The sequence below is a fragment of the Kitasatospora sp. NPDC051705 genome (assembly GCF_044453265.1).
Classification (GTDB): Bacteria; Actinomycetota; Actinomycetes; order Streptomycetales; family Streptomycetaceae; genus Kitasatospora.
The window spans coordinates 1-14,550 of the sequence record NZ_JBITCO010000028.1 but is presented as its reverse complement, the minus strand read 5'-3'; the positions used below and the strand labels follow the sequence as shown (position 1 = coordinate 14,550).

Sequence of the window (14,550 nt, the reverse complement as noted above, 5' to 3'; positions counted from 1 at the left end):
GGCCACCGGACCCCGGTCGCGGCACGCGTCGGGCCCGGCCGGTGTCCCCGGCCGGGCCCGTGGCGCCGCGGGCTAGAGGGTCAGATCGGCGATCTGCACCTGCTGGATCTGGCTGGTGCCCTCGATGATCTCCTGGATCTTGGCGTCGCGCAGGTGGCGCTGGACCGGGAAGTCCGGGCCGACGCCGTTGGCGCCGTGCAGCTGCACCGCGTCGTTGGCGACCCGGAAGCCGGTCTGCGAGGCCACGTACTTGGCGATCAGCGTCTGGCGGATCGCGTCGCGGTGGGCCGTGGCCCGCAGCGCGCCGGCCTGCCGGCAGAGCAGCCGGGCCGCCTCCACACCGGAGATCATGTCGGTGAGGATGCCGCGCACCAGCTGGTGCTCCTTGAGCGGGACGCCGAACTGGGTCCGCTCCCGCGCGTAGTCCAGGCTCGCGGTCAGGCAGCCCTGGGCGAGCCCGACCGCGCCGTAGGCGGTGCTGTAGCGGCCGTAGTCGAGGGACCCGGTGGCCAGCAGGTCGAAGGTGAGCCGACCGTGGCTGATCAGGTTGGCCTTGGGCACCACGCAGTTCTCGAAGGTCAGCTCGGCGAGCTCGGAGGCGCGCAGGCCCAGCATGTCCGTGATCGGCGTCGTGCTGAAGCCCGGCGTGCCGCGCTCGACCACGAAGGCGGCCGACTCGCCGTCCAGCTTGGCGAAGACCAGGAAGATCCCGGCCCGCTGGCCGAAACTGATCCACTTCTTCCGGCCGTTGAGGACGAAGTCCTCGCCGACCCGCTCCGCGCTCGTCGTACCGCTGCGGGCGTCGCTGCCGGCCTCGGGCTCGGTGAGCCCGAACGCGCCGACGGTCTCGCCGGTGCCGATGCGCGGCACCCAGCGGTCCGCCTGCTCCTTGCTGCCCCACTTGAGGATGGCGTGCGCGACCATGCCCTGGACGGCGACCAGGTTGCGGATGTTGCCGCAGCCCCGCCCCAGCTCCTCGCTCAGCAGGCCGTAGGTCATCACATCCATCGCCCGGCCGCCCGCCTCGACGGGCAGCGTGGGCACCAGCAGGCGCTCCTTGCCGAGCAGTTCGACGATCTCGTCGGAGAGGCGCTGCTCCCGGTCCCACTGGTTCGCCCGGGGGAGGAGGTGCTCGTCGGCGAAGGCCGCGAACGCGGACTGGTCCTCCCGCTGCTCCGCGGTCAGTGCGTACTGCATGCGTCTACCCAATCTCCTGTGCGACCGCGGTCGGCCATCGTGCGGGATCACTGCCGTGCTGACTCAAGAAGGCGTGGACCAGCCGTTCCAGGCCGAACCCGACGCAGCCGCTCGCGATCGGGCCGCCGTCCGGGCCCTTGATGTCGAAGGACTCGCCGAAGAAGTGCCCGTGCAGGTTGAAGGAGCCCACGGCGATCGACCGGTCGGCCGCGACCGGCAGCAGGAGCTCGAACTTGAGCTCCATCATCCGCTGGGAGAGGATCTTGCCCGCGGTGTCCGCGTTGGCGAAGAAGTGGTCGTTGGCCACCTCGCACCCGCCGGCCAGCTCCAGCTCCTCCATCAGCGCGAAGGTCTGGCGCATCACGGAGTTGCGGCACTCGGCGGCGAACTCCGGGGTGCCCATGAAGACGATCTCGCGGATGGTGAAGTCCCACAGCCGCTCGAGGCTGGTGTGGTACCGGGACTCGTAGCGGAACGACTTGCCGCGTGCCGTGATCACCGAGTCCCCCGCCAACTCCCGCCCCTGGTACTGGTGGAAGCTGTGGTAGCACATCGTCGGCGGCAGGCAGTAGTCGGTGTTGGAGCAGTGCGCGAAGAGGTCGTCCGGGACCCGCTGCTCCTCCCGGTACCGCTCCACGAAGTCCGCGTAGACGTCGATGTCGTTGTGCAGCCGCGTCACGAACATCGGGAACTGCGGGAACGAGCCGAAGTACCCGAACCGGTCCAGGACGCTGGTCGGCAGCAGGGTCGGGTACTGGTACTCGCGGGCCCCCTCGAGGCTCAGCGCGATGGCGCGCAGCCTCCGGTCGAGGTAGCCGAACAGCGATATCAGCGGCTCCGCGAATCCGACTTGGCCCTCACCGGACACCACCACGGTGTCCTGGGCCAGGAGTTCGGGGAAGGCGTCCGTGAACTCGCTCCGGACCACCGGGGACTCCCAGACCGAACGGGGCGCCAGCGGACGCTGGGTCAGCACCTGCTCGGCCACCACGCGGTCGATCTTCTCGGCCACTCCGGCGGAATCCGCGGAATTCAGCGTCAATTCGACGCCGACCACGGAGCCGTCCTCCGTGAATAGCTGGAACTCTTCGATCGAGCTGGCCGCGAAGAAAAGTCGCTTCATCAGTTCGGGGGCCAGGGTTTCCGGCACCCGCTGAGAAAGTCGGACATGTACAGTCGGCATCCGAAAACCCTCTCGCCCTCCGATTCCGTCAGGCAGCGGCCAGTTTGCGGGTGACCAGTTCGTCGATCCGCTCGACCGTGCGGAAGTTGTCGAACTGGAGATCGTCACCGGTGACGGAGATGCCGAACTCCTGTTCCACGAAGAGCACCAGCTGCATCACGAACATCGAGCGCACCAGACCGCGCTCGAAGATGTCCTCGTCGTCCCCGACGGTGGACTCGGTGATGCTTTCCAGAATGAACTCGCGAATGACGGCCCTGTTGTCGGCCATGTCTGTCGCCCTCCCTTTTCAGCCGCGCTTGGCGGACTCGTAGTTGAAGAATCCCTGCCCGCTCTTGCGGCCGTGCAGGCCGGCGTCCACCAGCTTGGTCAGCAGGGGGCACGGGCGGTACTTGCTGTCCTTGAACTCGTCGTACAGCACCTCGATCGAGAGCAGCACGGTGTCCAGGCCGATGAGGTCGGCGGTCTCCAGCGGGCCCATCGTGTGGCCGAAGCACTCCACGAACAGCCGGTCGGTGTCGGCCGCGGACGCGACGCCCTCGTGCACCAGGAAGGCCGCCTCGTTGACGGTCAGCATCATGACGCGGTTGGTGACGAACCCGGGGGAGTCGTTCACCACGATGCTCTTCTTACCCAGGGCGGTGAGGAACTCGCGGGCCGCGTCCACCGTCGATTCCGAGGTGTGGTGGGCGCGAATGACCTCGACCGTAGGCTTCAACGGCACCGGGTTCATGAAGTGCATGCCGATCACGTTCTCGGGCCGACCGGTCAGAGCGCCGAGCCGGGTAATCGAGATGGCTGACGTGTTCACAGCGATGATGACGTCCGGCCGGCAGATCCCGCCGAGCCGCTCATAGATCGGGCGCTTGACCGTCCAGAGCTCGGTGGCGTTCTCGACGACCAGGTCGACGTCCGCGAGGTCCTCGAGATTTGTCGTGAACACGGTCTCGGCAAAGAGCTCGTCGGCGGTGATGGCCGATCCCGGAGCGAGCATCGCGTACAGCCGGACGTCATCGCGCAGCCGGGCCCGGGTGCGCTCCAGGATCTCCTCGTCGCGGTCGACCAGGACGACCCGGAATCCGGCCTGCCGCAACGCCGTGGTGACACCCCGCCCCATGACCCCGGCACCGATGACCCCGACGGTGCGAACGTTCCCCATGGCTATTTCCCCTGTCTCCCCGTACTGGCCGGTAACCCCGACGGTCCTCGAAATAAGGACACCGGTCCCCTAATTGGTGTTCATGAAAAGGGCGGACGGAATACCACTCACGCCGATCAATAGAACAAACAGATGCTCCGCCCCCGGATCACGAGTCGGCAAAGGCGCGGCAACCGACGCCTTCGGCCACGAAGCACCGAGGAAGCCGGTGACATGCGGGAACGATGATCTCTCAACGCCGGACCGAGCTGACCGACCCGCAGCCTACCTGCTGAGCAGCATCCCACCATGTGATCAAGATAACAAGGGTTAACGCTGGACTGCCCAGAAGGTTCGACTGAGGATCTCGTCCGGGAAGCGGGGAACTCCGGGGGTCGAAAGTTCGTCAGCCACTCTTGCGCACCGGGTCACCCAGCTGCTTACTCTGGGGCCCGACGGCAGATCACATTGGCGCAACGGTCGACGATCTGACGACCGATCAACACTGATCAACGGGGACAGGTAGATCGCTGGTTCAACGGGGACAGGTAGATCACGGGTTCATTCGCCCGGGCCGCCGGGGGGACCTGCCGTCACGGGCCTTACGGGTAATCCAGCCGCTTCCGCATGCTCGCAAGTCAGACTCTGGGGGAACTGCACCATGAATAGCGCGGTCGGTACGCAGGGTCAGGGCGGCGCCCCGGAGTCGAGCGCGTGGTACGGCACCGCCGTCGACGTCCCCTCCGTCACGGTCCACGGACTCTTCCGGCAGGCGGTCGAGGCGGCCCCGGACGGGATCGCGATCGTGCGGGGCGACAGGGAGTTGACCTACGGTCAGCTCGACCGGCTCGCCGAGGACGTCGCCGACCGGCTGCGCGCCGCCGGGGCCCGTCCCGGCGTCCCGGTCGCCCTGTGCATGGAGCGGACCCCCGAGCTGTTCGCGGCGATGCTGGGCGTCCTCAAGGCCGGCACCGCCTACCTCCCCCTGGACACCGCGGACCCCGACGAGCGGGTGCGCCACATCGCCGAACAGGCCGGTGTCGGCGTCATCGTGACGGACGGCTCCCGCCCGCTCCCGGACGTCCCCGCCCGGGTCCTCGTCCTGGACGAGCGGTGGGCCGCGGCCGCCGGGGACGGCGCGACCCGTCCCGACGGCGAAACCGGCGCGACCGGCGAGACCGCCGATCCGGACGCCCCCGCCTACGTGATCTACACCTCCGGGTCGACCGGCCGCCCCAAGGGCGTCGCCATGGCCCACCGGTCCCTCGTCAACATGCTGCTGTGGCACGACCGCACCCGCCCCGGCAGCTGCCGCGCGCGCACCGCGCAGGTCTGCACGGTGAGCTTCGACTTCTCCTTCCACGAGATCTTCTCGACCCTCTGCTTCGGCGGCACCCTGGTGCTCGCCGACGACGAGGTACGGCGCAACTCCTTCGCGCTCGCCGACTTCCTCACCGAGCAGCGCGTCGAGCGGCTCTTCGTCCCGGTCACCTCGCTCGGGCAGCTCGCCGAGGCCGTCACCGGCCGGGCGGCCCCCGCGGCGCTCACCGAGGTGGTCACCACCGGCGAGCTGCTCCAGCTCACCCCGGCCACCCTCGACCTGTTCCGCCGCACCGGAGCGCGCCTGCACAACCACTACGGGGCCACCGAGTTCCAGGACGCCACCACCTGCACCCTCGACGGCGACCCGGCCGACTGGCCCCGGACGGTGCCGATCGGCCTGCCGATCGACAACGTCCAGGTGTACGTGCTCGACGCCCGGCTGCAGCAGGTGCCGGCCGGCACCGAGGGCGAACTCTGCATCGCGGGCGCCGGCGTCGCCGACGGCTACCTCGGACGCCCCGACCTCAGTGCCGAGCGCTTCGTCGCCAACCCCTTCGGCCCCGGGCGCCTCTACCGCACCGGCGACCTCGCCCGCGCCGCGGCCGACGGCACCGTCGAGCACCTCGGGCGGATGGACGACCAGGTCAAGATCCGCGGCGTGCGGATCGAGCCCGGCGAGATCGAGGCGGCCCTCACCGCCCACCCCGACGTGCGCGAGGCCGTCGTGCTCGCACACGGGGAACAGGACCGGAAGCGGCTGGTCGCCCACGTGGTGCTGCGGCCCGGAGCCGCCCGCGACGGCGCGGCGCGGCGGCTGCACGCCCACCTCGGCGACCGGCTCCCCCGCCACATGGTGCCCGAGGCCTACGACCTGCTCGACGCGCTGCCGCTGACCTCCAGCGGCAAGACCGACCGCCGCCGGCTCACCCCGCCCGCCGTCCTCGAGCGGCTCTCGGACGCCGCCGCGGTCGGCGCCGGCACCGACACCGAGCGCTTCCTGGTCGAGGTGCTGCAGGAGGTCCTGCAGCTCGACTCGATCGGGGTCCAGGACAACTTCTTCGACATCGGCGGCACCTCGCTGCACCTGGTGGCCGTCCAGCGCCGGATCACCGAACTGGGCCGCCCCTTCTCCGTCGTCGACCTGTTCCGCCACCCCACCGTCCGCGCGCTCGCCGCGCACCTCGACGGGGCCGGCACCGGGCCCGACGGCGGGGCGCCCGCCGCCCCCGCCCGTCGCGCCCCCGCGTTCGGCGCCGACATCGCGGTCATCGGCATGGCCGGCCGCTTCCCCGGCGCCGACGACCTGGAGGCCTTCTGGCGGAACCTGCGGGACGGCGTGGAGTCCGTCACCCCGCTCTCGCCCGAGGAGCTCGACCAGGTGGACCCGCGCCTGCGCGACCACCCCGACTACGTGCGGGCCGGCGCCGTGCTGCCGGACATCGAGGGCTTCGACGCGGGCTTCTTCGACATCACCGCCAAGGACGCCGCCACCATCGACCCGCAGCAGCGGGTGTTCCTGGAGTGCGCCTGGGAGGCGTTCGAGCACGCCGGCTACGTGCCGGGCGACGCGCACGGCCCGGTCGGCGTCTTCGCCGGCTCCGGCATGTCCACCTACCTGGTCAACAACCTCAACCCGCACTTCGGCATCCCCGACAGCGGCCCGCTGATCGAGGCGGACATGCTGCAGTTCCAGCTGAAGCTCGGCAACGACCGCAACTACCTGCCCACCAGGGTCTCGTACAAGCTCGACCTGCGCGGCCCCAGCGTCAACGTGCAGACCGCGTGCTCGACCTCGCTGGTCGCCCTGCACCTCGCCTGCCGCAGCCTGCAGGCCGGCGAGAGCGCCATGGCGCTGGCCGGCGGCGTGTCGATCGTGGTGCCGCAGAAGGGCGGCTACCTCCACGAGGAGGGCATGATCCGCTCCCGCGACGGGCACTGCCGGGCCTTCGACGCCGAGGCGGAGGGCACGCTGTTCGGCAACGGCTGCGGCGTGGTGCTGCTCAAGCGGCTCGACGAGGCGCTCGCCGACGGCGACCACGTCATCGCCGTCGTCAAGGGCTCGGCGATCAACAACGACGGCTCGGACAAGGTGGGCTTCACCGCGCCGAGCGTCGAGCGGCAGGCCGACGTGGTCCGGGAGGCGCTGGACGCCGCGGGCGTCGACGCCTCGACCGTCGGTTACGTCGAGGCCCACGGCACCGGCACCGCGATGGGCGACCCGATCGAGATCGCCGCGCTCACCGAGGCCTTCCGGGACGCCGCCGCGGAGCCCGCACCCGCCGGCTCCTGCGCCATCGGATCGGTGAAGACCAACATCGGCCACCTGGACGAGGCCGCCGGCATCGCCGGCCTGATCAAGACGGCGCTGGCCCTGCAGCACCGCACCCTGCCGCCCAGCCTGCACTTCACCGAGCCGAACCCGCGCATCGACTTCGCCGCCGGGCCGTTCTTCGTCAACACCGCCACCACCGACTGGGCGCCGGGCGCCGCACCGCGCCGCGCCGGGGTCAGCTCCTTCGGCATGGGCGGCACCAACTGCCACGTCGTCCTGGAGGAGGCCCCCGGGACCGGGGCCGCCGAGAACGCCGGGGAGGAGCGGCCGCAGCTGCTCACCCTCAGCGCGCGCACCCCCGGGGCCCTGCACGAGCTGGCCGGGCGCTACACCCGCTGGCTCACCGACCACCCCGAACTGCCCTTCCCCGACGCCTGCTTCACCGCCGCCGTCGGCCGCCGGGCCTTCGAGCACCGCCTGGCCGTGGTGGCCCGCACGGCGGAGGAGGCCGCCGCCGCACTCGCGGCCCACCCCGCCGGGCCCGCGGCCCCGCGCCGCACCGGGCGCACCGCCTTCGTCTTCAGCGGCCAGGGCTCGCAGTACCCGGGCATGAGCCGGGAGCTGTACGGGACCGAGCCCGTCTTCCGGGCCGCCCTCGACCGCTGTGCGGCCCTCCTGGACGGCAGGCTGGCCCGCCCGCTCCTCGACGTGCTCTTCCCCGCCGAGGGCGCGGAGCCGCTCGTCGACCTCACCGAGTACGCCCAGCCCGCCCTGTTCGCGGTCGAGTTCGCCCTGGCCGAGCTGTGGGAGTCCTGGGGTGTGCGGCCGGACGTGATGATCGGCCACAGCCTCGGCGAGTACGTCGCGGCCTGCCGGGCCGGGGTCTTCTCGCTGGAGGACGCCCTGACGCTGGTCGCCGAGCGCGGCCGGCTGATGCAGGAGCTGCCCGCGGGCGGCCGGATGGTCTCGGTGGCCGCACCCGAGCGGGACGTCGCCGAGCTGATCGCCCCGTACCCGGCCGAGGTCTCGATCGCGGCCGTGAACGGGGCCCGCTCGACCGTGGTGTCCGGCGCGGGGGAGGCCGTCGGGGCGATCGTCGCGCAGCTCGTCGAACGCGGCGTGCGCCACCGCGAGCTGACGGTCTCGCACGCCTTCCACTCGCCGCTGATGGAGCCCGTGCTGGCCCGGTTCGCCGAGGTCGCCGGGGCCGTCGAGTACCGCGCCCCGCACACCCCGGTCGTCTCCAACGTCACCGGCGAGGTCATCGGCGCGGAGATGGCGCGGGCCGAGTACTGGGTCGACCACGTCATGCGCCCGGTCCGGTTCTCCGACGGGGTGGCGGCGATGGAGCGCCTCGGCGCCGACGTCTTCGTCGAGGTCTCGCCCCGGCCCACCCTGCTGCAGTTCGTCGGGGAGCAGCTCGCGCACGCCGAGCCGCTGGTGGTGGCGAGCCTGCGGGCCGACCGCGAGCGGAGCCAGCTGCTGGAGGCGGTCGGCGCGCTGTGGCAGGCCGGCGTCCCGGTCGAGCCGGCGCGGCTGTACCGGCCCGGGACGCACCGCAGGGTCCCGCTGCCCGGCTACCCCTGGCAGCGGCAGCGGCACTGGATCGACGCCCCGGCCGGCCCGGCCCGGCGGCCCGCCGCCCCGGAGGGCCTGCCGCTCATCGGCACCCGCCTGGACCTGGCCGACACCGACGACATCCGCTTCGGAGCCGTCGTGGGCGCGCGCCACCTGTCGTGGCTGGAGAACCACCGGGTCTTCCAGACCATCGTGATGCCCGGCGTGGCCTACATGGCGACCGCCTTCGCCGCCGGTCAGGAGGCCTTCGGTAGCGAGGCCGTCGAACTGCGCGACTTCTTCATCCACCGCGCCATGACCTTCCCCGACGAACGGGCCGACCGCGACGTCCAGATCGTGCTGAAGCCGGAGGGCCAGGACGAGCACGGGCTCGGGATCTTCTCCCGCCTCGCCGACCAGGGCCGGGGCCCCTGGACGCAGCACATCTCGGGGCGCCTCGCCCCGGCCGCCCGCCAGGAGCCCGCCGACCGGGCGGCCGAGCCGCTGGCCGGGCTGCGCGCCCGCTTCACCACCGAGATCCCCGTCGAGGAGATCTACCAGGGCGAGCGCGAACGCGAGATCGACCTGGGCCCGCTGTTCTGGGCCACCGAGCGGCTGTGGCGCGAGGACACCCGCTGCCTGTCCCGGATCGCCCTGCCCGAGGCGCTGCGGCACGAGGCCCCGCAGCACCGGATCCACCCGGTGCTGCTGGAGGCCTGCTTCCTGGCCCTGACGGTGACGTACCCGGAGAAGTACGGGCGGCGCACCTACGTGCCGGTCGGCGTGGAGCGGATGCGGTTCCACGAGCGGGTCGGCACCCACGCCTGGTGCCACGCGCGCCTGCGTCCCGCCGACAGCGACGACCCCGAGACCCTGCACGGCGACGTCGACCTCTACGACGCCGACGGCCTGCTCCTGCTCACCATGGAGGGCGTGCTGCTCAAGCGCGCCGACCGGCAGACCATGGTCGGCCGCCCGGACGCCGCCTGGCGCGACTGGCTCTACCGGCTGTCCTGGACGCCCGAGCCGCTCGACCCGGCGGCCGCCCCCGGCCGGGAGCGCTGGCTCGTCCTCGCCGACGGCCCGGCCGGCCGGGCCCTGGCGGACGCCGCCCGTGCCCGCGGCGTCGACTGCCGCACCGCGGACCCGGCGGGCGCGGACGGCCCCGACGGCTTCACCCGGCTGCTGGACGAGGCGGGCGACCGCGACCTCGTCGTCGCGGCCTGGCCGGTCGAGGCCGCCGACGGCGGACCGTCCGACGGCGGACCGTCCGACGGAGGCTCGTCCGAGGCCGCGCTCGACCACGGGGTGCGCCTGCTGCACCTGGTCCAGGCCCTGACCGCGCGCGGCGAGCGGGCACCGCGGCTCGCCGTGGTGACCCGGGGCGCCCAGGCCCTCGCCGACCGCGAGGCGACCGAGCCGGCGCAGGCCGCCCTGTGGGGCTTCGGCCGGGTCGTCGTCCTGGAGCAGCCGGACCTGCGGCACACCCAGATCGACCTGGACCCGACCCGGCCCGCCGCCGGTCAGGCCGCCGAACTCGCCGCCGAACTGCACGCGCTCGCCGGCTCGGACGAGAACCAGATCGCCTACCGCGGCGGGGTCCGGCACCTGGCCCGGCTCACCCGGGCGACGGTCGGGACCGACGGGCCGGCCGTCCGCGCGGACGGCAGCTACCTGGTCACCGGCGGCCTCGGCGGGCTCGGACTGGAGACCGCCCGCCTGCTGCACGAGCAGGGCGCCCGCCACCTGGTGCTCGCCGGGCGCGGCGCGCCGGGCCCGGCCGCCGAGGAGGTGCTGGCCGAACTGCGCGCCGCGGGCACCCGGGTGGTGACCGTCGCCGTCGACGTCGCCGACGGGACCGCCCTGGCCGGGTGCCTGCGCGAGCTCGCCGACACCCCCGGCCTGCCGCCGCTGCGCGGGGTGCTGCACCTGGCCGGCGTGCTGGACGACGGGGTCCTCGGCCAGCAGTCCGCCGAGCGCTTCGAGCGGGTGTTCGCCGCGAAGGCCCGCGGCGCCTGGCTGCTGCACCGGCTGACCGAGGGGCTGCCGCTGGACTTCTTCGTCCTGTTCTCCTCGGTGTCCTCCGCGCTCGGCTCCCCGGGACAGGCCAACTACGCCTCCGCCAACGCCTACCTGGACGGGCTGGCCTCGTACCGCCGCGGCCTCGGCCTGCCCGCCCTCGCGGTGCAGTGGGGCTCCTGGGCCGAGGCCGGGATGAGCGCCCGGCTGGGTCTCGACGGCAAGCTGGAGCGGATGGGCGAGGGCGTCATCCCCAAGGCCCAGGGCGTCGAGGCGCTCGGCGCGCTGCTCCGCACGAACGCCGACGGCGGTGCCGTCGCGGTGCTGCCGATCGACTGGCCCCGCTTCCTGGAGCACCAGGTCGGAGCGGTGCCGCTGCTGTCCCGGTTCCGCACCCGCGGACCGGCCGGCCCGGCGGCCGCCCCGGCGCAGTCCTTCCGGGAGCGGCTGGCAGCGGCCGAACCGCACCAGCGCCGCAAGCTGCTGGCCGACCAGGTCTGGGACCAGGTGGTGCGCAGCCTCGGCTCGGACCGCGGGCTGGAGCCCGACGTGGGCTTCTTCTCGCTCGGCCTGGACTCGCTGGGCTCCATCGAGCTGCGCAACCGGCTCCAGACGGCGCTCGGCTGCCGCCTCGGACAGACCGTGGTCTTCGACTACCCCACGTTCGACACCCTCACCGACCACCTCTGGGACGTGGTCGGCATCACCGACGACTCGGGCGACGGCGCCGGCGACCAGCCGGCCGACGCGACCCGCCAGGACGGCCCGCAGAGCCGCTCCGGGGCGGACGAGGCGGCTCTACTGCTGGCCAAGAAGCTGGGGATCGGGAACTTCGACCATGCGTGAGACGAACGACGCCTACGAGGCCCTCCTGAAGGGGGCGCTGGCCCGGATCGAGGCACTGGAGGCCGAGGTCGAGCAGGCCCGCGGCCGGGCCGCCGACCCGGAGCCGATCGCCGTCGTCGGCATGGGCTGCCGCTTCCCCGGCGCCGACGGACCCGACGCGTACTGGCGGCTGCTGACCGAGGGCCGCGACGCCGTCGTCGAGGTGCCCGCCGACCGGTGGGACGTCGACGCCTACTACGACCCGGACCCGGACGCCCCCGGCAAGATGTCCACCCGGTACGGCGGGTTCCTGGACGGCGTCGCCGAGTTCGACGCCGCGCTGTTCGGCGTCTCCGCCCGCGAGGCGGCCAGCATCGACCCCCAGCAGCGGCTGCTGCTGGAGGTCTCCTGGGCGGCCTTCGAGGACGCCGGCATGCCGGTGCGGAGCCTGCCCGCGCGCACCGGCGTCTTCGTCGGCATCAGCAACGTGGACTACCGCGAGGCGATGGTCTCGCACGGCGCCGAGCACCTCGACGGGTACTTCAGCTCCGGCAGCACCACCAGCACCGCCAGCGGCCGGCTCTCCTACTTCCTCGGCCTCACCGGGCCCGCGCTCTCGGTGGACACCGCCTGCTCCTCCTCGCTGGTCTCGGTCCACCTGGCCGTGATGAACCTGCGCAGCGGCGCCTGCGACATGGCGCTGGCCGGCGGCGTGAACCAGATCGTCACCCCGCACGAGACGATCAGCCTGTCCAAGGGCCGGATGATGTCCCCCGACGGGCGCTGCAAGCCCTTCGACGCCGCGGCCAACGGGTACGTGCGGGCCGAGGGCTGCGGCATGGTCGTGCTGAAGCGGCTCTCCGACGCCCGCCGCGACGGGGACCGCGTGCTCGCCGTCGTCCGCGGCGGCGCCACCAACCAGGACGGCCACCGCAGCGGCCTGACCGTGCCGCACGGCCCCTCCCAGCAGGACGTCGTCCGCCGGGCCCTGGAGGACTCGCGGGTCGAGCCGCACCAGGTCGGGTACGTCGAGGCGCACGGCACCGGCACCGCCCTCGGGGACCCGATCGAGGCCGCCGCGCTGGGCGCGGTGTTCGACGGCCGGCCCCGCCCGCTGGCGGTCGGCTCGGTGAAGTCCAACTTCGGGCACCTGGAGTCGGCGGCCGGCATCGCGGGCGTCATCAAGGCGGTCCTCGCCGTGCGCGAGGCCGCAATCCCCCCGACCCTGCACTTCGACACGCCCAACCCGCTCATCGACTGGGACGCCCTGCCGCTGCGCGTCCCGACCGCGCTGGAGCCGTGGACCGAGGAGCGCCGGGTCGCCGGGGTCAGCTCCTTCGGCTTCAGCGGCACCAACTGCCACCTGGTGCTGGAGTCCGCGCCGCAGGAGGAACCGGCCGCCGGGGCGCCGGCCCGCCCGCTGCACGTGCTGACCGTCTCCGGTGCGACCGCGGCCGCGCTGGACGAGGCGACCACCCGGATGGCCGCCTTCCTGGCCGACGGCGCGGGCGGCGCCGACCTCGCCGACGTCTGCGCCACCGCCAACTCCGGCCGCAGCCACCTGGACCACCGCCGGGCCGTCGTCGCCGCCACCGCGGGCGAGCTGGTGCAGCGGCTCACCGAGGGCGGCCCGGGCAGCTTCGACGGGCACGTCCAGGGGCGTCGCAGCGTCCCGGAGGTGGCCTTCCTCTTCACCGGCCAGGGCTCCCAGTACCCGGGCATGGGACGGGAGCTGTACGAGTCGCAGCCGGCCTTCCGGCAGGCCGTGGACGAGTGCGCCGCGGTCCTCGACCCGCTGCTCGGCCGGTCACTGACCGGGCTGCTGTACCCGGACGGTGCACAGCCGGCCGGCGACGAGCTCGACCGCACCGGGTACACCCAGCCGGCGCTGTTCGCCGTGGAGTACGCGCTGGCCCGGCTCTGGCGCTCCTGGGGCGTCGAGCCGCAGGTGGTGCTCGGCCACAGCGTCGGCGAGTACGTGGCCGCCTGCGTCGCCGGGGTGTTCTCGCTGTCGGACGCGCTGCGCCTGGTCGCCGAGCGCGGCCGGCTGATGCAGGAGCTGCCGGCCGGCGGGGTGATGGTGTCGCTGCGCGGCCGCCCCGAGGTGGTCGAGGCCGCCGTCGCCGGCCACCCGCTGGTCTCGGTCGCCGCCGTCAACGGGCCCGAGGAGGTGGTGGTCGCGGGCGACGCCGGGCAGGTCGAGCAGGTCGTCGCCGAACTCGCCCGCCAGGGCGTCACCGGGCGCGCGCTGCGGGTCTCGCACGCCTTCCACTCCCCCCTGATGGAGCCGGTCACCGCGCCGCTGACGGCGCTCGCCAGGACCGTCAGGTACTCGGCGCCGCGGATCCGGGTGATCTCCAACGTCACCGGTGAGGCGGTCGGCGCGGACCGGCTGTGCGACCCGGAGTACTGGGCCCGGCACGCGCTCGCCCCGGTGCGGTTCGCCGACGGGATCCGGGCCGCCCACGCCGGCGGCGCCCGCGCCTTCGTGGAGATCGGGCCCAAGCCGGTGCTCCTGGGGCTCGTCCGCGCCTGCCTGCCGGACGCCGACGACGCCGTCCTGCTGCCCAGCCTGCGCCCGGACCGCGACCTGACCGAGCTGCTCGGCAGTGCGGCCGCGCTGCACGTGCGCGGGGTTCCGGTCGACTGGGCCGCCGTCGACGGCCGGCCGCGGCCGCGCCGGGTCGCCCTGCCGACCTACCCCTTCCAGCGGGAACGCCACTGGTTCACCGAGGAGACCGCGCCCGGTGCGCGGCCGCTGCCGGCGGACGACGACTGGCTGGTGGGTGTCCGGTGGGAGGAGACCACCGAGGACAACCCGCCCGCCCCCACCGGACACTGGCACGTCACCGGCACCACCACCGACGTCGACCTCGGCCCCCACGCCACCACCGTCACCGACCCCACCGACGCCGACCACCACCTCTACCTCCCCGACCCAACCGACCACACCACCCGCACCACCGCCGAACACACCCACCACCTCACCACCGAACTCCTCGCCCTCGTCCACCACCTCACCACCACCGGCACCCG

Annotated in this window: 6 protein-coding genes; 2 read left to right on the top strand and 4 right to left on the bottom strand. The window is 73.1% G+C overall.

Annotated features, from left to right (window positions below):
• Positions 1–72: 72 nt before the first annotated feature.
• The 4 genes from ACIA8Q_RS27655 to ACIA8Q_RS27640 form a co-directional block, all read right to left on the bottom strand.
• Positions 73–1,197, bottom strand: coding sequence for an acyl-CoA dehydrogenase family protein (locus ACIA8Q_RS27655; RefSeq protein WP_360212037.1), 1,125 nt, complete (start codon positions 1,195–1,197; stop codon positions 73–75).
• Positions 1,198–1,201: 4 nt separating this feature from the next.
• A complete protein-coding gene (locus ACIA8Q_RS27650) occupies positions 1,202–2,320 on the bottom strand; it encodes a hypothetical protein (protein WP_360212039.1) in 1,119 nt (372 codons plus the stop codon).
• An 88-nt stretch (positions 2,321–2,408) separates the two neighbouring features.
• Positions 2,409–2,651 carry an acyl carrier protein gene (locus tag ACIA8Q_RS27645; RefSeq protein ID WP_360212041.1) on the bottom strand — a complete coding sequence of 81 codons (243 nt, stop codon included), beginning with the start codon at positions 2,649–2,651 and terminating at the stop codon, positions 2,409–2,411.
• Positions 2,652–2,669: 18 nt separating this feature from the next.
• Positions 2,670–3,539, bottom strand: coding sequence for a 3-hydroxyacyl-CoA dehydrogenase NAD-binding domain-containing protein (locus ACIA8Q_RS27640; RefSeq protein WP_360212043.1), 870 nt, complete (start codon positions 3,537–3,539; stop codon positions 2,670–2,672).
• 640 nt (positions 3,540–4,179) lie between these two features.
• Here ACIA8Q_RS27640 and ACIA8Q_RS27635 point away from each other — a divergent pair.
• Positions 4,180–11,535, top strand: a complete 7,356-nt coding sequence (locus ACIA8Q_RS27635; protein ID WP_396317880.1) for an amino acid adenylation domain-containing protein — start codon at positions 4,180–4,182, stop codon at positions 11,533–11,535.
• 121 nt (positions 11,536–11,656) lie between these two features.
• Positions 11,657–14,550: guadinomine polyketide synthase module 2 GdnF (gene gdnF, locus ACIA8Q_RS27630; protein ID WP_396317896.1), on the top strand; the 2,894-nt coding region annotated here is incomplete at its 3' end.

What these genes read in the sequence shown, in the direction of transcription:
- ACIA8Q_RS27635 (WP_396317880.1), top strand. Translation starts at nt 4,180, where the DNA reads ATGAATAGCGCGGTCGGTACGCAGGGTCAGGGCGGCGCCCCGGAGTCG.
- ACIA8Q_RS27640 (WP_360212043.1), bottom strand. Translation starts at nt 3,539, where the DNA reads ATGGGGAACGTTCGCACCGTCGGGGTCATCGGTGCCGGGGTCATGGGG.
- ACIA8Q_RS27650 (WP_360212039.1), bottom strand. Translation starts at nt 2,320, where the DNA reads ATGAAGCGACTTTTCTTCGCGGCCAGCTCGATCGAAGAGTTCCAGCTA.
- ACIA8Q_RS27645 (WP_360212041.1), bottom strand. Translation starts at nt 2,651, where the DNA reads ATGGCCGACAACAGGGCCGTCATTCGCGAGTTCATTCTGGAAAGCATC.
- ACIA8Q_RS27655 (WP_360212037.1), bottom strand. Translation starts at nt 1,197, where the DNA reads ATGCAGTACGCACTGACCGCGGAGCAGCGGGAGGACCAGTCCGCGTTC.